Consider the following 20475-nt stretch of genomic DNA (forward strand, 5'->3'; position numbering starts at 1 on the left):
AACGGCCCCGCCCTGAGCGCGGGGCCGCACCGCAACGCGCTCAGAACGAATGGCTGATCCCGACCTGGAAGCCCTTCGAATTCGCGCCCGGCACGCCCTCCGGCGCGACATCCCCGGTCACGAAGGCGGCGTTGCCCTCGTTGACGCGCGAACTGGTGGCGCAGCAGCGCTGGCCCCACGCCAGACTGGACTGCTGAACCTGCCGCCGCAGGTTGCGGCATTTTGTCATCGTCTTGAGTTCCGAACGCAGGACGCAGCGTACGGTCGCCGCAACTTCCAAAAGACCCTGCGATCGGGCAGGCATGACCCGCCGCCGCCGGCCTCTCGGCATACACTGCTACGCGCCATGCCAGTCCCGGACCCCGCCATGCCGACGCTCAATCCATGATGTACCTACTGTGGTCGTTACCCGCCCTGGCCGTCATCGGCGCCATCGCCAGCGGACGCCTGACCACCACCGCCGCCGCCGTGCTAGGCCTGCTGGCTGCCGTGCCCATCGCCCTGTATGCGGCGCCAGCATCCTTCGGCGCCGGGCAGCTCGGGCTGGCGCTGGAACGCGGCCTCTGGATAGGCTGGATCATCACGCCGTACATTCTGGGCGGGCTGCTGTTCTGGAACATGGCGGCGCAAGGACGCGCGCCGCACGCGGCGGCGGACGGCGCCAAAGCCGCATTGGCCCATCCCCTGGCGCGCCGCCGGCTGCTGTTCTTTGCCTGTTTCCTGGTCGGCCCTTTCGCCGAATCGGCCACCGGCTTCGGCGTGGGCATGCTGGGTACGGTGCTGCTGATCCGGCCTTTGGATTTGAAGCCACGCGAAACCATGGTGTTCGCGCTGCTGAGCCAGACCCTGATCCCCTGGGGCGCCATGGGCAGCGGCACGCTGCTGGCTTCGGCCTACGCGCGCGTCCCGGCGTCGCAACTGGCGCTGTACGGCATGGTGCCGGTCGCCTTGCTGACGGTATTGTGGATGCTGCTGTATTGGCGCACCGCCAGGCGCGCGGGCTTGCGGGCCGAACCCGCGGAGCATGTGCGCGAAGCCGTCTGGATGATCGCGAGCCTGGGCGCCCTGAGCGCCGCGACGGCGCTGCTGGGGCCGGAAACCGCGCTGCTGTCGGCCTACGGCCCGCTCATCGTGCTGCGCTTCCTGCTGGACCGCCGGCCGGACCGGCCCCGGATGATGGCAGCGGCGCGCAAGGCGCTGCCCTATATCCTGATGATTGCGTGGCTGGTGGCCACGCGCTTGCTGCCAGGGCTGAACGGCGGCCTGGCCGGACTGGCTGCGTTCAAGCCATTCCCGGACCTGCCCGGTTGGATGCCGCTGCTGCATGCCGGCAGCTGGCTGATCGCGGGCGCCGTGCTCATGGCCGCCTTCTGCCGCCAGCGCGGCCTGCTCGCGGCACAGGCGCGCGCGGCCTGGACCACGGGACGGCACGCGGTTTACTCCGTGTTCCTGTTCGCCATGATGGCCGAAGTCCTGGCCGGCGCCGGCATCTCGCAAGCGTATGCCGACGGCCTGTTCGCCGGCCTGCAGGACTGGACCCTATTGATCACGCCGCTGCTGGCCGGCGTGTTCGGCATCCTGGCCAACAGCGGCAATGCGCCCAACAGCCTGTTCATGCCCGCGCAGCTGTCGCTGGCCTTGAATGCGGGCCTGAGCGTGCCGGCCGCGGCAGCGCTGCTGCATGTGTCGGGCACGTCGATGGGAATTTTTTCACCCGTGCGAATGTCGATCGCGGCCGGCCTGGCGCATGGGCGCGGCGAAGAGCGCGGCGTGTATGTGCAGCTGTTGCCCTATGCGCTGGCGGCGTTCGGACTGCTGCTGTGCCTGGCGGTACTGGTGGTGCTGACCGGAGCCTGATCGCGATCCGCGACTAGCCCGCGATGTACGGTGCGCGCCGGCTTCAGGCGCGTGCGTACATCCGCAGGATTCCATGTCCGATCACGCCCTGGCTGAGCGCGTACTGGCTGAATGCGCCCAGCGGCATCGGCCTGCCATGGAAGTACCCTTGCGTGACCTGCGCCCCCAATGCGCACACCATGTCGTATTCCTCCTGGGTTTCGATGCCTTCGGCCACCACCGTCATGTCCAGCGACCGCGCCATCTCCACGGTGCAGGCCAGGACGTCCTGGGCGTGTCGATGGCGGCCCGCACGGGAGATCAGGTCGCGATCTATCTTCAGTTCGTCGAAAGGCGCGCACAGCAGCCGGTCGAGCGAGGAATCGCCGGTGCCGAAGTCATCGATCGCGCAACTGAAGCCGCGCAGGCGCAGTTGCGTGACGGCCCCCGCCAGCGCCCCATTGGAGCGGGCGCCCCCGTCCTCGGTGATCTCGATGACGATGCGGCTCGGATCCACGCCGGCGAACTCGGCGCGGTCGGCCACGTCCTGCGCCCAGCAGATGGAGCTTGCAACGGTCGCCGGCACGTTGATGCTGATGACGCAATCGGGCCGGTTGCCGAGTTCGCGCAGGGCCTCGAAGGCGCGCGCCAGCATGTAGTCGGTCAGCGATCCGAGCAAGCCGGCTGACTCGAAAGCCGGCAGGAACGCGGCCGGAGGAATCATCGTGCCGTCGTCGGCGACCCAGCGGGCCAGCATTTCGGCGCCGCGCAGCTCGCCCGTCGAGACGCAATGCTGCGGCTGGAAGTATGCGGTGATCTCGCGCTGCGCCAGGGCGCGGCGCAGGCGTTCGGCGTCCAGCCCGGCCAGCGCCACGCTGCTGCTCTGCGCCGCGGCGCGCAGCGTCGCCGCGCCATCGGCCAGCGCCGTCCGGGCCAGGGATTCGATCATTGCAATCAGGCAGGCCGCTTCCAGCGGCTTGCCCAGCGCGGCAATGATGGGCAGGCCGCGATTCCTGGCGTAGGCCGCCGCGGCCTGCAGGATCCGGGACGGATGGCTGCTGGCGATCGCGATGCCGCCGCAGCCGCCGGCCTCGGCCAGCGCGTCGATCATCTGCAGCCCGGTGCGGTCCGTCATGTCGAGGTCGACGATGACCAGATCCCACTGCCGCTGCCGGATCGCCGCCACGGCCGACGCGCCGTCGTGCGCCACCGCCACCTCGGGCACGCCGATCTTGCCCAGCATCCGCGTCAGCGCGGAGCGTTGGAGTTCGTCTTGATCGACAACCAGGGCGGATTTGAGCATGATGTTCCTCATGAACGGCGGGCCCATGGCGCTGCGGCAAGGCGCCTGCAGGCGGGAGGCCAGGCAGCGAACTGCCGACGAATTCATTGTTCCACCCGCGGCCGGGAACGGAAATCAGCCGAGTCCTATTTTCCGTTTTTGGCCTGATTGGCTCTATCATGGCGTCACCCATCCCGGCGGAGCCGAACCCAGCATGGCCGCGCACCCCCAAGACGTCCGAGAGTCCGACACCGCCGGCCGGCCATCACGCAGCGCCATCAGCATCCTGAACCGCTACCAGCGCGCCCTGCTGTACGTGGGCGGCGCCGTGACCACCCTGGTGCTGCTGGCCGTCGCCGGCGTCATGGTGTTCTCGCAGGCCAGGGATTACGTCGCGGAACGCTACGCCGGCTTTGTGGTGCGCAAGGCGCTGCTGCAGACGGCGCTGGGCGTGCGCGAGGGAGCCTTCCGCATCGGTCTGTCCCACGAGGAATACGCCTGGCCCGGGCGCGCGTCGGAGGCCGCGCCCGAGCTGGTGCAAGCCTTCGCGCGGCAGCAAGGACGCATGGAGTTCCAGCGCAATCCCAACTTCCCGCCGGTGGTGGCCTTGGCCGACATCGAACCCGGCCGGCCCGCGGCGGCCTATCTACCCTACCTGCATCTGACCGACGAGATCAGCTATTCGGCCGCGGCCTATGCCAAGGCGCTCTCGGTCAGCGGCTTCTTCTACAGCCCCGATCGCAGCTTCCTCGGCGTGGGTCCCATGTCCGAGACCGTGGACCCGCTCACGCTGGTGGGCGCGAAAGACGTCCCGGAACTGATCCGGACGATCGCCCCGGATCTGGGCGACCTGGACTCGCCCGAGGTCCGGCAACGCCTGATGGCGGCGGGCGGACCTCGCTGGCTGCCGCCGGCCATCGACCCGCTGACGCGCAAGCTGTCCCTGCGGCTGTACCAGGCAGCCAGCAGCGAGGGCCGGATATTCGCCATTTTCGTCGCGATCTACCCTGCCGATGCCCTGAACGCCTATCTGACGACAACGCGCTACGAAGAAGCGGCCCTGATCGTCGACAAGGACGGACGCCAGCTCCTGCCGACGGACATGGACGCGCAGGATCCGCAGCTCGCCGCCCGGATCCTGGACGCGGCGCGGTCGGCTCCGTCCGCGCCGGCGGATCTGCGCTATCGCGATGGCCTCTTCATCCTGGGCGAACAGGTCTCGGAATCCGGCTGGAACCTGATCTATGCATTTTCCTGGCGCACCATCGTCGCCGACCTGTGGCCGCGGCTGGCGAGCTATGCGGTCGCGACGCTGCTGATGGTGGCGTTCGTCTGGGGCGTGCTGCTGTTGCTCGACCGCAAGGTCTTCAAGCCCGGCTATGCCCGCTCCCAACGCATCTTCGAAAGCGAAAACCTGAACCGCACCATGGTCGCCACCGCGCCCTCGGGGCTCGCCCTGCTGTCGCTGAACACCGGCGAAGTGCTGCTGCAGAACGAGGTCATGCAGGACTACGCCGCCAGCGGCGCGCCCGGCGGCCCGCCCCTGCATTCGCGCCTGCTCGCCCAGTATCACGACGCTTCGGAAGCGGCCGGCTGGCACGCCGGCCTGGAACTCGCCTACCCGCGCGCCGACGGCAGCCGCAGCGATCTGCTGGTAAGCGCGGTGCGCACCAAATATCAGGGCGTGGAGGTATTGCTCTGCAACTTCACCGACATCACCGCCCGCAAGCAGCTCGAGCAAAAACTGGAAGAGGCCCGCGTCGCGGCAGACACGGCGAACCAGGCAAAGTCCGCCTTCCTGGCCACCATGAGCCATGAGATCCGCACGCCGCTCAACGCCATCCTGGGCAATCTCGAACTGCTGGAGCGCTCCGGCCTCTCGGCGCCGCAGAGCGAGCGCCTGCGCGCCGTCACCTCGTCCTCGGCGACCTTGCTGGACATCATCAACGACATCCTGGATTTCTCCAAGGTCGAGTCCGGCCAGATGAGCGTGGAGTCCATTCCGTTCGACTTGGCCGAGGTGGCCCGCCAGGTCATCGCCGTCTTCACGCCGGCCGCGCAGGCCAAGGGGCTGGAGTTGGACTGCAGCATCGACGACGGCCTGGCGCCGCGCTATCTGGGCGACCCGACGCGCATCCGCCAAATCATGTTCAACCTGGTCGGCAATGCCATCAAATTCACCTCCCGCGGCGATGTGCTCCTTGAGGTCTACCGCCAGGATGACAACGCCCCCGACACGCCGATCGTGATCGGCGTCAGCGACACGGGCATCGGCATGACGCCGGCGCAGCAGGCCACGCTGTTCCGGCCGTTCACCCAGGCGGATTCCTCCATCGCCCGGCGCTATGGCGGCACCGGGCTAGGCCTGGCGCTGTGCGGCCGGTTGGCGGCGCTGATGCGCGGCGGCATTGCCGTCACCAGCGCGCCACAGCAAGGCAGCACGTTCCTCGTGACCCTGCCCCTGCGCGCCGCGCCCGCTGAAGTCCAGGAAGCCCCTGCCGCCGATGACGCCGCGGCCTGGCATCAGGACCAGCCCATCACCGCCCGCATCCTGGTGGCGGACGACAATCCCGCCAATCGGGAACTGATGAAGATGCAGCTCGAAACGCTGGGCTACCAGACAGACCTCGCCGCGGACGGCAGCGCCGCCCTCGGACGCTACATGGAGCAAGCCTACGACCTGGTGATCACGGACGTGAACATGCCAGGCATGGACGGCTACGCCGTGGCTCGCTGCTTGCGCGCGCAGGGCGCGCAGGTGCCCATCATCGCCTACACCGCCCACGTCGGCGCGCAGGAACACCAGCAATGCCGCGATGCGGGCATTGACGCGGTGCTGGTCAAGCCGCTGCTGCTGGGCAAGCTGGACGCGGCGATCCGGCGCCTGCTGCGTCCAGGCGCAGCGCCTGCCGCCGGCCCGCGCGCCCGGGACGAAATCGCGCAAGGCCCGCTGCCCGCACGCGTGCATGAGGCCCTGGTCCTGTCATTGCGGCAATCGCTCGCGGCCATCCGCAAGGAACTCGCCGCGATCCGCGCCGGCAATGATTCCCAGGAGACCGAGGCGGGCGCGCATCTGCACTCCTTGCGCGGAGCCTGCGCCATGATTCACGAGACGGCGCTCGCCGACCTGTGCGCGCAAATGGAAGAGCTGGCTCGCAGCCGGCGCACCGAAGCCCTGGCCAACGCCCTGGATGCCTTCGAACCCCTGGCAGAGGCGGCGTTGACAAGGCGCAAACCCCGCGACCCGGAAAAATAGGCTTAGTCCTATCCCGAACGGGCCCGCAATCGGACCTGGCTGCTTATCCGCCAGCGCGCGCGCCCATAAAGTCTGTGCTGCGCCGCCTCGACGCGCCTGGCGGCCACGCCAGCTTTGCTCCTACCCTGTTCCATGATGAAGCCACTCAATCTACGCGTCATGGTCGCCGACGACCATCCCGCCGTACGCGCCGGCGTGCAGCACACGCTGGCTACCAGCAGCACCGTATCCGTGATCGGCGCGGCCCGCGACTCCTCAGAACTGATGGAGATGCTGGGCCGGCATCCGTGCGAAGTCCTGATCTCCGACTACTCCATGCCCGGCGGACGGTTCGGCGACGGCATCACGCTGTTCGGCTTGATCCGCCAGCGCTACCCCGCCCTGAAGATCGTGGTGCTGACCATGCTGGAAAGCCCGGGCATCGTGCATTCGCTTTTGAACCTCGGCATCCCCGCCGTCCTCAGCAAGTCCGATTCGCTGAATCATCTATTGCCGGCGATACATGGCGCCCACGCCAACGGCCGCTATCTTTCGCCGCGGATCTCCGAGCTGGCAAACGCCCTGGACCGCGGCGACTACGGCATCCACATGCTGACCCGGCGCGAGCTGGAAGTGGTGCGCCTGTTCGTGTCCGGCCTGACGATCAATGAAATCGCCGAGCGCCTGCACCGCAGCAAGAAGACCATCAGCACGCAGAAAGGCACAGCCATGCTCAAGCTGGGATTGGAGCGCGACATCGAACTGCTGCGTTACGGGATCGAATCGGGACTGATCAGCGCCAGCCCTTCCTCCGGCCCAGCCGGCGCAACCCAGGAAGCCGCGTCGGCGTAAGCCCATGCGCGCCCGGGCCTCAGCCCGGCGTGCCTGAATCCTGCTGTTGCCCCGCCGGCGCGGATTCCTCGGCCAGCGTGGCGGTCAGGCCGTTCTCCATTGCATACCGGAACAGGTCGACCTCGCGCTCGATGCCGAGCTTTTCCATGGCCTTGGCTTTCTGGGTGCTGATGGTCTTCTTGCTGCGGTGCAGGCGCTCGGCGATTTCGTTGATGGTGAGGCCCGAGGCATACAGCCGCACGACCTCTGATTCGCGCTGGCTCAGCACGCTTTCGGCATTGCGCCCGCGCCGGTTCCAGTCTATGCCCTGGATCACCTTGTTGGCGCTGGGCGAGTAGTACTTCCCGCCGGTGTGGGCGGCGTGGATGGCCGGGATCAGATGCGCCAGCGCGTCGGACTTGCTGACAATGCCGCCTATGCCCAGCGTCACCAGCGTGTGCATGACCGCGGCATTGTCCAGCATGGTCAGCACCACCAGCTTCAGCTGCGGATAACGCCGCTGCAGCAAGCCGAACAGCGAAGCCCCATCGCCGAAATCGCCGGCGGGCATGGAGTAGTCGGACACCACCACATCGCAAGGAACGCGATCCAGCAGCGCGACCAGTTCGGTGGAATTGGCCGCCGCGCCCACCAGCGAAATCGTAGCCACCTCGGCCAGCGCGTGCTGCACGCCCGCCACCATGCCGGGATGGTCGTCCGCCAGCATCACCTTGATCTTGAATTCGTCCATGCCCGAGTCTCTAGGGACTGTTCTTCTGAAAAGGAGCCTTTGCGCAAGGTCCCGGGCCGGCGCTCATTGGCCGGCCCGATAGATAAGTCTTCGCGGCCGAGGCTAGTCGTAGGCCAGCGTGACGATGGCCCTGGCCGGCCCCGCGGCAGGATGCGACCGGCTCGCTGTCAGCGCCAGCGCGCCGCCGCCCGCTGGCAGATGACAGGCCGCGTCCGGCTGCATGCGCACGCCCGGGCAAGCCAAGCCGTACGACGCCGAATCCAGGTTCCGCAGGCTCACGGTCGCGCTGCTGCGTTCGACCCGGGCGCCCTGGAACTGCAGAGCCGCTCCGTCCGGCGCCTGCCGCAGATCGCGCGTAAACGAAGCTGCGGACACTCCCCCTGTGAACGTGATGGTTCCCGATGCGGCATGAGCCGCCATGGGTATCACACCCGCCGCCAACACGCCTGCCATGACCATACGAACAGAAACCCTCGCAGGATGCCTCATGTCAACTCCTCAACAATTGCGGCAGGGGCGCCGCAAATTCTTGCTTGCAGTCCCGACAAGGGCCGCCGGCCGTCGCGAGCCCGGACCAGGCCGCGCATGCCGGCGCTGGATGGGCGTGGCGGTCCGCAGCCTGCCCCCAGTCCTGCCCCATGCCGAATTCATAAGCCCAGTCCTAGTTCATTGGGCTTGGATATAGGGCTAGTCTGAATACTGCAAAACAAATGCAAATATAGCCCTGAAAACGGATTGCAAGCCGGGTTTTCATGGGATTCTTCGCGTCTGCATCAAGCGCGCCACACGTCCACGCGCGCGACCCATACCGAAAGACCGATATGCCTAACTCCACCGCCATGGCCAGCCTTGGCGATACGCAAGACCTGCTCAGCGCGGGGATGCAACACGACCGGGAACTCAGCCTCCTCGCCCGCTATCACTCCGTGATGCTGTTCGGCGGCGGCATGGTGCTGTCCGTTCTGATCGTGCTTGCGGCCTGTCTGGTCCTGTACAACGCGGCGCATGCCGCCATCGCCAGGCTGCACACGGAACTCGCCGCGCACCAGTCTCTCGTGAGCCTGGATCTCGAAGGCAAGCAGACCGCCATGCGGCGCGGCGTCATCAATGCCGAACTGCTATGGCAGGCGCGGCCCGCCCCCACGCCTGAAAATGAAGCCGCGTTGCGCGCCGGCCATGGCCGGGTCCGCTTGCAGGCCAGCGCCGGGCTTACGCCCATTCTGGCGGTGGCCGACACCGCCGCGGCATCGTCCGCCGACGAACACGCCCGTTACCTCGGCATGCTGGAACTGCAGGCCTATACGGCGACCGCCAGCCAACAGGAAAGAAAGTCGCCGCTGATGGCATATGGATACAGCCCCGACCTGCGCTTCCTGGCCTTGATGCCCGCGCCGCGCCTGGATTTTCCGCAACTGCTGGAGCGCGTCGGCGCCTCGGACACTGCTGGCCTCATCAGCCGCCTGTCCTATGACCTGGCCGTCTTGAAGGATCCGGACGCGGCCGCGCTATGGGCCTCTACGCGCCGCATCCTGTGGCAAGCGCCGGCGGTCAACCCGTTGACCGGGCAGAACGTGATCAAGCTGGTCGAACCCGCATTCGACGGCCTGCAGCCGTTCATGATCTTCGTGAGCGACTATCCGGTCGGCGCCTTGGCCGCGCGCCTGGACGCGATCCCGGACGGCACCGCCGTGGCGCTGGTGGATGGCGACGGCCGCATCCTGCTTGAGACCGACCACGGGCGGCCCATCGCTCACTCGGATGGACCGGTGCGCACGGCGCTGGCGTCCGGCTCCTGGAAGCCCGCTGCAACGGAGCCGCAGACGCGCTACCAGCATGGCGTCTTCAACGTCAGCGGCCCGCTGCTGGACACCGGCTGGACCCTGGTGTACGCCTACTCCTGGCGCACCGTCGTCGCCGCGCTCCTGCCCAGCCTGGCGTTGTACCTGACCGTGACCATCCTGCTGCTCAGCACGCTCTGGGCACTGTTGCTGTGGTTCCACCGCAAGGCGCTGGTCCCTGTGTACCGCCGCTCGCAGCACGTGTTCGAAAGCGAGCACATGAATCGCTCCATCATCGCATCGGCGCAGTTCGGCGTGGGCCTGGTCTCGTGCGCGAGCGGCGAGGCGCTGCTGCAGAACGCGATGATGGAGCGCTACGCCGCCCGGGCCGCGGCCGGCGTGTCGCTGCACGGCTTGCTGCGCGACTGTCATGCCCGCGGCGACCGCGACGCCTGGGTCCAGCGCGACCGAGAAGTCACCCTGAAGCTGGACGACGGCCGCGAGTGCGAACTGCTGGTCAATATCGTCAAGACGCGCTACCACGGCGACGACGTGCTGCTGTGCAGTTTCTCGGACGCGACGGCGCGCAAGGACATCGAGAGGCGGCGCGATGACGCGAGGATCGCCGCCATCGATGCGGCGCGCGCCAAGTCCGTGTTCCTGGCGACCATGAGCCACGAAATCCGCACGCCCTTGAACCTGGTGCTGGGCCATCTGGAACTGCTGGACCGGGATCCGAACGCCGTGGGCCAGGGCGGGCGCCTGCGCACCGTGCGCGAGGCCTCGCGCGCGCTGGTCGATCTGATCAATGACATCCTGGACGTGTCGCGGATGGAGTCCGGGCAGATGACGATCGAGCGCATACCGTTCGATCTGGCGCAGATCGCCGCCCAGGTCGTAGCCATGTTCGAACCCGCCGCCCGCGCCAAGGGGCTGCGGCTGTCGTTCAAGCCCCACAGCGGGCTGGCGCAGTCCTATGCTGGCGACCCGACCCGCATACGCCAGGTCCTGGTGAACCTGGTGGGCAATGCCGTCAAATTCACCGAGGCCGGCGAAGTGGAAATCACCGCGACGCCTGGCCGTGGCCTGGCCGGCGGAACCGGCGTGCAGCTGCGCGTGCGCGACACCGGAATCGGCATGACGACCGAGCAGGCGGCCCGCGTGTTCACCCTGTATGCGCAGACCGACGGGTCGATCAGCCGCCGTTACGGCGGCACCGGATTGGGATTGCCGATCAGCAAGAAGCTGGTCGAAATGATGGACGGGACGCTGTCCGTCGCCTGCTCAGTCGGAAGAGGCAGCGTCTTCAGCGTGGCATTGCCGCTGCAAGCCTGCCCACAAACGGCTGACGCGGCGCCACTGTCCGCCGGCCCGGTCGGCCCGCCCGCCACGGCCGCGTCTTGCGGACTGGCGCGCGACATCCGCGTGCTGGTGGTGGACGACCACCCCGCCAACCGCGAGCTGATCCTGGACCAGCTTGCCGCTCTGGGCATCGCCGCCGATGCCGCCGAAGGCGCGGCGGCCGCGATGCGCTGGGTCAGAATGCGCCGCTACGACATGGTGCTGACGGATATCTCCATGCCGGAGATCAACGGCTACGCCCTGGCGCAGTTCCTGCGAGCGCGCGGCCCCGCACTCCCTGTCGTGGCAGTGACGGCGCACGTGGAACCCGACGAACTGCACAGCAGCGCCGCGGACTTTGACGCGATATTGCTCAAGCCCTTGTCGCTACGGGCGCTGCAACGCACGATACGCGAACACATTCCGCAGGCCCGGCTAGGCGACGAATCCCTTGCCTTCACCGACCCGGCGACGCTGCCGCCGGAACCCGCCGTGCTGGCCGCGCTGGACTCCAGCCTGGGCGCCTCGCTGGCGGCGATCCGCGAAGCGCTGACGCGCGCGGACTTCAAAAGCGTGCGCGAACAATGCCACTCGATCCGGGGCGCCTTTTCCATGATAGGCAAGACCGCCGTGGCCGACCTCTGCATGCATATGGGACAGTATGCCTCGGCGCAGGACCGCCAGAAACTCGAGGAACATCTGCTCAGCCTGGAGACCGCCGCGCGCGCCGCCTTGCGCTGAATGCAGGGTGTTGCCGATTGTCCTGCGGGCCGCAGCCACGTATAACGTCGTCTTGGCCGCCTGCCCGGGAGACGACAGCCCCGGCCGGCGTGGCGTCAACCCGCAACCAGGTGTCATCCCGCATGAAGGCATACTTCCACGACGACCAGAAACTGCACCATCCGCAGACCTATTTCTCACGCGGCAAGATGCGCACGCCCCAGGAAGTGCCCTCGCGCCTGGACGCGTTGGCCGAGGCCGCGCGCAAGCAGGGCTTTGAGGTGCAGGCGCCGCCCGACCAGGGCGCGGGCGCGATTTCGGCGGTGCACACGCTGGACTACCTGCGCTTTCTGCAAGGAGCGCACGCCGCCTGGAAGCAACTGCCCGACGATTGGGGCGACGAGGTCGTCTCCAACGTCTTCGTGCGCGAACCCAACGCCCTGCGCGGCGTGCTGGCCCAGGCCGCGCGCTACCTGGCCGACGGCAGCTGCCCGGTCGGCCAGCACACCTGGCACTCGGCCTACTGGTCGGCGCAATGCGCCATCGCCGGCGCCGATGCGCTGTTGGCGGGCGAGCGCCACGCCTACGCCATCTGCCGCCCGCCCGGCCACCATGCCCGGCGCGACGCGGCCGGCGGCTTCTGCTACCTGAACAATGCCGCCATCGCCGCACAGCGCCTGACCTCGCGCTTTCCGCGCGTGGCGATCCTGGACACCGACATGCACCACGGCCAGGGCATCCAGGAGATCTTCTACGAGCGCAGCGACGTGCTGTACGTGTCCATCCACGGCGATCCCGAGAACTTCTACCCTGTCGTCGCCGGCTACGAAGACGAGCGCGGCGCCGGCGCGGGCTACGGCTACAACATCAACCTGCCCATGCCGCATGGGTCTCCGGAATCGGTGTTCTTCGACAAGCTGGCCCAGGCGCGCCGCGCCATCGAACTGTTCCAGCCCGACGCCCTGGTGCTGTCGCTGGGCTTCGACATCTTCGAGAAGGACCCGCAGGCCATGGTCGCGGTCAGCGAAAACGGCTTTGAACGCCTGGGCCGGGAAGTCGGCGGCCTTGCGCTGCCCACCCTGATCGTGCAGGAAGGCGGCTACTACATCGAAGGCCTGGAGTCGAACGCCGCGCGCTTCTTCGGCGGACTGGCTGCCGCCTGATCGCGCACCGCGCCGGCGTCCCGCCGCGGACGCCGGCCGCAAGCCCGCTGGCGCGGCGCGAATGCCGCGCTAGTGGTTTTCCCTAAAAATGGAAAAGCCCGGTTCACAAGCCGGAGCGCCTCCGGTACATTTCGTCCAGTGGCCTGACCACTGGGCCACCAGATATCCAGACCCTCCCGGAGATTCCCCGGGGGCGCCATGCAAGACAAGCCCGGGCAGACCCATTACCCTCTACATCCCGACCATCCACCCGAACGCAACAATGACCTCTCTCCAGGCCGTCGCCTCCACCCGCCTCTACCGCATGATTGCCGACCAGATCGCCGCGCGCATCAAGGCGGGCGACTTCCCCGCGGGCGGGCGGCTGCCGGCCGAGCGCGAGCTGGCCGAGCAGTTGCAGGTCAGCCGCGCCTCGGTGCGCGAAGCGCTGATCGCGCTGGAAATCGAAGGTTATGTGGAGGTCCGGGTGGGCACGGGCGTATTCGTGAACCAGGCGCGCGAAGACGGCCAGTACCAGTCGCCGCAACAAGCGCCGGCAGCCGCCAACGGCGTCGAAGCGACCGACATCGGCCCCTTCGACCTGCTGGAAACCCGCCTGCTGCTGGAACCCGAGTGCGCGGCCCTGGCGGCACAGAAGGCATCGCCGGCCCAGATCGCGGCGATCCGCGCGGCGCACGAAGGCATGTCCCTGACCGAATCCCCCAGCGTGCACGACCGCGCCTTCCACAGCGCGATCGGCGCCGCCTGCGGCAACGCGGCGCTGGCGGCGGCAATTTCCCATATCTGGCACCTGAGCACGCTCAGCCCGGTATTCAACCGTCTTGAAGAGCACTTCGTGACCACCAAGGTGTGGAGCGAAGCCCAGCAGGAACACGAACGCATCCTCGCGGCCATTTCCGACCGCGATCCCATCCGCGCGCGCCACGCCATGCACGACCATCTGGTCGGCATCCTGGCCCGCCTGCGGGAAGACTTCGGCAGCGCTGGGATCCGATGATTTGATGAACGCCTGAATCCCGGCCTGACGCCCAGGCCCCTTTCCCTACCGACCCGTGCAAGCACCGCCGGCGCAGAACGCGCCGCCTGCGGCAAGGGGAGCGGCTTGCCCGCCGATACGCAAACAGCAGTTCCGCAGCACCCTCAGTACCCGTAAGTCCCATACCTAAAACACATCAAGGTGAAAACATGCAGCTGACCCGTACCGTGAAGCTTTTGAGCGCGGCGCTATTGGCGCTTGGCGCCCATGCCGCCCAGGCCAACAAGGCTGACAACTCCCTCAACATCGCCTTCGACGCGGCGCCCGCCACGCTGGACGCCTACAAGGAATCGGACCGTCCCGGCCTGGCGCTGGCGCGCATGGTCTTCTCGGGTCTGCTGCAGAAAAACCAGGACACGGGCGAATTCGGCCCGGCCATCGCCACCGGCTACAAGTTCGTGGACGACACCACCATCGAACTGCCGATCCGCAAGGACGTGAAGTTCCATGACGGCTCGTTGCTGACCATCGACGACGTGCTGTACACGCTGAACCTGGTGTCCTCCGAAGGCTACAAGGCACGCTTCCAGAATCAGGTCGCCTGGATTGCCAAGGCCGAGAAGGCTTCCGACGACACGGTCCGCATCAAGATGAAGACGCCCTACCCGCTGGCGCTGGAGATGCTGTCGGAGAACCTGCCGATCTATCCGCGCAAGTACTACGAGGCCAACCAGTCCGACATGGGCGCCAAGCCCATCGGCACCGGTCCCTACCGCCTGGTGGAAAGCCAGCCCGGCAGCCGCTACGTGTACGAGCGCTTCGAGGACTACTTCGGCCCCAAGCCCGCCGTGCAGAAGCTGGTGGTGCGCGTGCTGCCGGACGCCAATACCCAATACGCGGAGATGCTGTCCGGCGGCCTGGACTGGATCTGGCGCGTGCCGCCGGACGTGGCCAAGCGCATGGAAAAGCAGCCGGCCGTCACGGTCAAGAGCAGCAGCATCATGCGCATCAGCTATATCTCGCTGAACCCGCGCGCGGACGACGGCAAGTCGCCGCTGGCCAAGCAGGAAGTGCGCCAGGCCATCAATTACGCCATCGACCGCGAAGCCATCCGCAAAGCCCTGGTGGGCGGCGCCTCCAAGGTGATCAACGCGGCCTGCAACCCGGCGCAGTTCGGTTGCGCCGCCGACGTGCAGTCCTACAAGTTCGACCCGGCCCGCGCCAAGCAGCTGCTGGCCCAGGCCGGCTACCCCAACGGCGTGACCCTGGACCTGGTGATCTCGGCCCCGCCGCGCGCCATCCTGGACGCCGCCGCCGCGCAGATGGCGCAGGCCGGCATCAAGCTGAACCTGGTCGAGCAGCAATACGGCACCGCCATGACCAACTGGCGCGAAGGCAAGATCGCCATGCTGTCGTCCAACTGGGGTTCCTACGGCATCGCCGACGCGGCGCTGTCGACCAGCAACTTCTTCCGCGGCGGCCCGGACGACCAGGCGCGCAATCCGGAAGTCATCAAGTACCTGGAAACCGCCGACACCTCCGTGGACCGCGAGTTGCGCGCCAAGAACTACGCCGCCGCCCAGAAGATCGTGGCCGAACAGGCCTACTGGGTGCCGCTGTGGAACCACTCGCTCAACGCCGTGCAGTCCAAGGACCTGAATTTCTCGGTCGACGGCGACGAGTTCCCGCGTTTCTACAAGGCCCGCTGGAACTGACCGGCCCCGCCGGCGCGGCTGCGTTCCCCAGCCCGAGCGGGCGGGAACGCCGGCCGCTGCGGCGCACTCCGTCATAGGTAAGCCCCATGATTGCATTCCTGTTTCGCCGCCTGGTGGTGTCCGCGCTGCTGGTGGTGTTCGTCTCGCTGATCAGCTTCTCGCTGGTGTTCGCGTCCGGCAATCCGGCCGCGCGCCTGGCCGGTGAAGGCAGCGCCGCCGACGCCGCCCGCCTGGCCCAGTTGCATGGTTTCAACGATCCCATCCTGGTGCAGTACGGCCGCTGGCTGGCCGGCGTCGCCCGCGGCGACTTCGGCGACAGCCTGTACTTCAGCCGCCCGGTGGCCGAACTGCTGACCCAGCATTTCCCCGCCACCGCCAAGCTGGGCCTGGCCGCCATGCTGTTCGCGCTGCTGCTGGCGATACCGCTGGGCGTGGCGGCCGGTTTGCGCCGGGGCTCGCTGATCGACCGCGCCACCATGCTGCTGTCGGCTTGCGCCCAGGCCATGCCGCCGTTCTGCCTGGCCTTCCTGCTCATCATCCTTTTCAGCGTGCGCAACCAATGGCTGCCGGCCTCGGGCTTTGACAGCTGGAAGCACTACGTGATGCCGGTGACCGCGCTGGGGCTGTTCGCCATGCCGGCGATGCTGCGGCTGATGAAGTCCGAGATGGAAACCGTGCTGGCCACCGACTACATCCGCACCGCGCGCGCCATGGGCCTGGGCGGCGCCAGCGTGGTACTCAAGTACGCGCTGCGCAACGCCTTGCGGCCGCTGGTATCGCTGGCCGCGGCCCAGATGGGCACGCTGCTGGCCGGTTCCGTCGTCATCGAGACCGTGTTCGCCATCAACGGCGCGGGCCTGCTGGCCTGGACCTCGATCCTGCGCGGCGACTTTCCCACGATGCAGGCGCTGATCCTGATCTTCGCCCTGATCTACATCGTCCTGACCCTCGTCGCCGACCTGATCAACGGTTGGCTCGACCCCCGCGTGCGAGTTTCATCATGAGCAGCGTCATCGCCTCCCCCCTTCCCGTCCGCTCGCGCGGCGCACGCGCGGCCCGCCTGGGCCGCAACCTTGGCCTGGCCGTGCTGGCGCTGCTGGTGCTGGCCGGCCTGCTCGGTCCCTACCTGGTGCCGCACGACCCGTACACGCAAGACCTGCTGGCGCGCCTGCAAGAGCCCGTCTGGGGCGAAGACGGCAGCTGGAACCACATCCTCGGCACCGACCAGCTAGGGCGCGACGTGCTGGCGCGCGCGCTGTACGGCGTGCGCGTGTCGGCGTTGATCGGCCTGTCGGTCGCGCTGATGGGCGGGCTGATCGGCACCACGCTGGGCGTGGCCGCCGGCTACTTCGGCGGCGCCGTGGACCGCATCGTCTCCTTCCTGATCACCGCGCGCCTGGCGCTGCCCATCATCCTGGTGGCGCTGGCCGTGGTGTCGGTGGTGGGCGCCTCGCTCACCGTGGTGGTGCTGGTGCTGGGCCTGCTGCTGTGGGAACGCTATGCGCTGGTGGCCCGCACCATGGCGGCCGGCCTGCGCAACGCCGAGTTCGTCACGGCCTCGCGCCTGCAGGGCTGCACCCACCTGCAGATCATCTGGCGCGACATCCTGCCCAATCTGGTGGGCAACCTGCTCATCATCGGCACCGTGGACGCCGCCATGGCGATCACGCTGGAAGCGTCGCTGTCGTTCTTGGGCCTGGGCGTGCCGGCGCCGATGCCGTCATTGGGCCTGATGATCGCCGAAGGCAAGGAAAACATGCTGTTCCAGCCCTCTCTTGTGGTGATTCCCAGCGTCGTGCTGTTCGTGCTGGTGCTGTGCGTGAACCGCGCCGGCGAATCGCTGCGCGCCGTGCAAATGAAGAAGGGCTGATGCCATGACCGATACCAGCCATCCCTTGCTGCGGGTCCAGGACCTGCACATCGACATCCAGACGCCGACCCACGTCAAGCACGTGGTACGCGCGGTGGACTTCAGCCTGGAGCGCGGCAAGACGCTGTGCATCGTGGGCGAATCGGGCTGCGGCAAATCGCTGACCGCGCTGGCCCTGCTGGACCTGCTGCCGGCGGCCGCGCGCCGCCGCGTCGCCAAACTGGAATTCGCGGGCCAGGACTTGAGCGCGCTCACGCCCGCTGAACTCGGGCAGCTGCGCGGCGCGCGCATCGCCATGATCTTCCAGGATCCGATGACCTCGCTGAACCCGGTGTTCCCCATCGGCACCCAGCTGGTCGACGTGCTGCGCCGGCACAAGCGCGTCAGCCGCCGCGCGGCCGAGGAGCGCGCCGAATACCTGCTGCGCCGCGTCGGCATCGCCAATCCGCGCGACCGCATGCGGCAGTATCCCTTTGAACTCTCGGGCGGACTGCGCCAGCGCGTGATGATCGCGATGGCGCTCATGTGCGGCCCCGAGCTGTTGATCGCCGACGAGCCCACCACCGCGCTGGACGTCACCGTGCAGGCCGAGCTGCTGGACCTGTTGCGCGACATCCAGGCCGAGTTCGGCCTGGGGCTGGTGTTCATCTCCCACGACATGGGCCTGGTGGCGCGCATCGCCGACCACGTCATCGTCATGTACGCGGGCGACATCGTCGAAGGCGGCAGCGTGCGCGAGGTGCTGGAACAACCCAGCCATCCCTATACCGCGATGCTGCTGAACTGCATCCCCCAGCCCGGACGCACCGCGCCGCGCGCCGACCTGCCCACCATCGCCGGCGCCGTGCCCTCGCTGGACACCGCCATCCGCGGCTGCGCCTTCCGCGAACGCTGCCCGGCGGCGGAAGCCCGCTGCGCCCAGCCCTTTCCCGCGCGCGTGCAGGGCGGACACCGCTGCCTGTGCATCAAACCCGGCGCCCTGCGCCTAGGAGCCACGGCATGAGCAGCCCGACCGTCTCTTCCGCCAGCATCAGCCTGAACGCGCTGTGTTTCCAGTACGGCCGCGCCGGCCTGTTCTCGCGCCGGCCCGCGCCGCGCATCCTGCATGACATCGACCTGCACGTGCCCGCCGGCCAGACCATCGGCCTCGTTGGCGAATCCGGCAGCGGCAAGTCCACCATCGCCAAGCTGATGCTGGGCCTGTTGGCGCCCACGCAAGGCCAGGCGCTGCTGGACGGCAAGCCGCTGGCCGCGATGCCGGCCCGCGCCCGCGCCCGCCGCATCCAGATGGTGTTCCAGGATCCGTATTCCTCGCTCAACCCGCGCCGCACCATCAACGAAATCCTGACCGCGCCGCTGCGCACGCATGGCATCGGCAATGCAGCCTCGCAGGCCGCCGCGGTGCGCCGCATGATGGATGCCGTGGGCCTGGTGCCGGCCTTCGCCGCGCGCTATCCGCGCGAGCTGTCCGGCGGCCAGCGCCAGCGCGTGGCCATCGCGCGCGCCCTGATGCTGGAGCCGCAGCTGCTGATCTGCGACGAACCCACTTCGGCGCTGGACGTGTCGGTGCAGGCGCAAATCCTGAACCTCTTGATGGAGCTGCAACGCGAACGCGGCCTGGGCTATCTGTTCATCAGCCACAACCTGGCCGTGGTGCAACACATCGCCGACGAAATCGTGGTGCTGCAAGGCGGCCGCGTGGTCGAACGCGGCGCTGCCAGCCAGGTATATTTCGAGCCGGTCCACCCGTACACGCGGCAGCTCATCGGCGCCACCCTGGCGGTGCCGCAGGCGCAGGAGCTCGCGGCATGAACCCGCAAGGCGAACGCCACCTGCTGCTGGTCGGCAACGACCAAAAGGTCACCTGGGACGACGGCCAGATCCGTTTCCTTGCCCCCGGCAACGACAGCCTGTGCGTCTACGATGCCGGCGCGAATCCCGCCGTGCCCGAACTGGTCGCCACCTTGCCGCTGCCGAATTCGCTGTTCGGCCCGCCGGTCAACCTGGCGGTCACGCCGGACCAGCGCCTGGGCCTGATCGCGGACTCCATGGACTGGCGCGCGCGCGCCGACGGCGCGGGCTGGCAGCCCGAACCGGGCCGCGGCCTGTATGTGATCGACCTGCAAGCCAATCCGCCCGCCATCGTGCAGCGGCTGGAGATAGGGCTGCAGCCTTCGGGCCTGTCCATCAATCGCGCCGGCACGTTGGCGCTGGTGGCCAACAAGGCCGGCCGTTCCGTGTCGGTGCTGCGCATTGCGGACAAGCGCGCCGAGGTCTGCGGCGAAGTGGACGTAGGCACCCCTGTCGTGGCCGTGTCATTTTCCGCCGACGGCCGCCGCGCCTTCGTGGTCAAGACCGACACCCATCGCCTGGGGGTGCTGCGTATCGACGAGAGCGGCGCGGCGCCCCTCGTGACCCACGATCCCGCCGAAGACCTGACCACCGGCCTGGTGCCGTTCAACCTGGTGGTGTCGCCCGACGGCGCGCTGGCGCTGGTGGTGGACATGGGTAGCCCGACCGCGTCGGACGGCCATGCGGATTCGGTCAGCGTGGTGGACCTGCGCGCCGATCCGCCCCGCGTGATCGACCGCCTCATGGTCGAGGACGGCCCGGAAGGCATCGCCATCAGTCCCGACGGACGCCATGCCGCGGTCGCCATCGTGCAAGGTTCGAACAACCCGTCCAGCGCCTGGTTCCACCACCCGCGCGGACAGATTATTTTGCTGCGCATCGACGGCCAGTCCGTGACCCGCGCCGGCGCCATCGAGGTCGGCGCGCTGCCCGAGGGCGTGGCCTTCAGCCCCGACAGCCGCTACCTCTACGTCGGCAATTTCCTGGATGCCGAAATGCAGGTTCTCGCCGTGGACGACCACGGCCTGAGCGACACCGGCACCCGCATCGCCCTGCCCGGACGGCCCGCTTCGATGCGCGCCCAATCCTACTGACCCTACCCATCCCACCCCGCTCCCGGAGTTCC

The 20475-nt window shown here is 68.0% G+C and carries 16 protein-coding genes; 12 read left to right on the forward strand and 4 right to left on the reverse strand.

Annotated elements, in window-relative coordinates:
* Positions 1–40: 40 nt before the first annotated feature.
* Positions 41–304, reverse strand: coding sequence for a hypothetical protein (locus NGK62_RS21070; protein WP_251880186.1), 264 nt, complete (start codon positions 302–304; stop codon positions 41–43).
* A gap of 80 nt (positions 305–384) precedes the next feature.
* Between NGK62_RS21070 and NGK62_RS21075 the strand changes: the two genes are divergently transcribed.
* Complete coding sequence (locus NGK62_RS21075; protein WP_118932008.1) at positions 385–1857, forward strand: hypothetical protein; 1473 nt, start codon at positions 385–387, stop codon at positions 1855–1857.
* Positions 1858–1900: 43 nt separating this feature from the next.
* Here the strand turns inward: NGK62_RS21075 and NGK62_RS21080 are convergent, their stop codons facing one another.
* Entirely contained in the window at positions 1901–3139 is a 1239-nt protein-coding gene (locus NGK62_RS21080) for an EAL domain-containing response regulator (RefSeq protein WP_251880188.1), read from the reverse strand.
* A gap of 193 nt (positions 3140–3332) precedes the next feature.
* On the opposite strand from NGK62_RS21080, the gene NGK62_RS21085 reads away from it, so the two are divergent.
* Together NGK62_RS21085 and NGK62_RS21090 are read left to right on the forward strand one after the other, a co-directional pair.
* Positions 3333–6374, forward strand: coding sequence for a hybrid sensor histidine kinase/response regulator (locus NGK62_RS21085; protein WP_251880190.1), 3042 nt, complete (start codon positions 3333–3335; stop codon positions 6372–6374).
* A gap of 132 nt (positions 6375–6506) precedes the next feature.
* A complete protein-coding gene (locus NGK62_RS21090) occupies positions 6507–7205 on the forward strand; it encodes a response regulator (RefSeq protein WP_059379757.1) in 699 nt (232 codons plus the stop codon).
* Positions 7206–7224: 19 nt separating this feature from the next.
* On the opposite strand, the gene NGK62_RS21095 is transcribed toward NGK62_RS21090, so the two are convergent.
* A complete protein-coding gene (locus NGK62_RS21095; RefSeq protein WP_059379756.1) occupies positions 7225–7935 on the reverse strand; it encodes a response regulator in 711 nt (236 codons plus the stop codon).
* 102 nt (positions 7936–8037) lie between these two features.
* Positions 8038–8310, reverse strand: a complete 273-nt coding sequence (locus NGK62_RS21100) for a hypothetical protein (protein ID WP_251880192.1) — start codon at positions 8308–8310, stop codon at positions 8038–8040.
* Between the two features lie 446 nt (positions 8311–8756).
* Here NGK62_RS21100 and NGK62_RS21105 point away from each other — a divergent pair, with 446 nt between their 5' ends.
* The 9 genes from NGK62_RS21105 (at position 8757) to NGK62_RS21145 (ending at position 20443) form a co-directional block, all read left to right on the forward strand.
* Positions 8757–11795 (forward strand): sensor histidine kinase, encoded by a 3039-nt coding sequence (locus NGK62_RS21105; RefSeq protein WP_251880194.1) that lies wholly within the window; start codon positions 8757–8759, stop codon positions 11793–11795.
* 122 nt (positions 11796–11917) lie between these two features.
* The gene (locus tag NGK62_RS21110) at positions 11918–12937 is read left to right on the forward strand and encodes a histone deacetylase family protein (RefSeq protein ID WP_251880196.1); all 1020 of its coding nucleotides are present in this window, start codon (positions 11918–11920) and stop codon (positions 12935–12937) included.
* A gap of 262 nt (positions 12938–13199) precedes the next feature.
* Complete coding sequence (locus tag NGK62_RS21115; protein WP_059379752.1) at positions 13200–13934, forward strand: FadR/GntR family transcriptional regulator; 735 nt, start codon at positions 13200–13202, stop codon at positions 13932–13934.
* Positions 13935–14122: 188 nt separating this feature from the next.
* Positions 14123–15628, forward strand: a complete 1506-nt coding sequence (locus tag NGK62_RS21120) for an ABC transporter substrate-binding protein (protein WP_054454475.1) — start codon at positions 14123–14125, stop codon at positions 15626–15628.
* 86 nt (positions 15629–15714) lie between these two features.
* Positions 15715–16632: an ABC transporter permease gene (locus NGK62_RS21125; RefSeq protein ID WP_059379751.1), complete on the forward strand. Its 918-nt coding sequence runs from the start codon at positions 15715–15717 to the stop codon at positions 16630–16632.
* Complete coding sequence (locus tag NGK62_RS21130; RefSeq protein WP_059379750.1) at positions 16629–17498, forward strand: ABC transporter permease; 870 nt, start codon at positions 16629–16631, stop codon at positions 17496–17498. Before NGK62_RS21125 ends, NGK62_RS21130 begins: the two co-directional genes overlap by 4 nt.
* A gap of 4 nt (positions 17499–17502) precedes the next feature.
* Positions 17503–18501 carry an ABC transporter ATP-binding protein gene (locus NGK62_RS21135; RefSeq protein WP_059379749.1) on the forward strand — a complete coding sequence of 333 codons (999 nt, stop codon included), beginning with the start codon at positions 17503–17505 and terminating at the stop codon, positions 18499–18501.
* Positions 18498–19310, forward strand: coding sequence for an ATP-binding cassette domain-containing protein (locus NGK62_RS21140; RefSeq protein WP_251880198.1), 813 nt, complete (start codon positions 18498–18500; stop codon positions 19308–19310). The genes NGK62_RS21135 and NGK62_RS21140 overlap by 4 nt, the downstream gene beginning before the upstream one ends.
* Positions 19307–20443, forward strand: a complete 1137-nt coding sequence (locus NGK62_RS21145; RefSeq protein ID WP_118932001.1) for a YncE family protein — start codon at positions 19307–19309, stop codon at positions 20441–20443. The genes NGK62_RS21140 and NGK62_RS21145 overlap by 4 nt, the downstream gene beginning before the upstream one ends.
* Positions 20444–20475 lie beyond the last annotated feature (32 nt).

The organism is Achromobacter sp. Marseille-Q4954 (assembly GCF_943737025.1).
Classification (GTDB): Bacteria; Pseudomonadota; Gammaproteobacteria; order Burkholderiales; family Burkholderiaceae_B; genus Achromobacter; species Achromobacter bronchisepticus_A.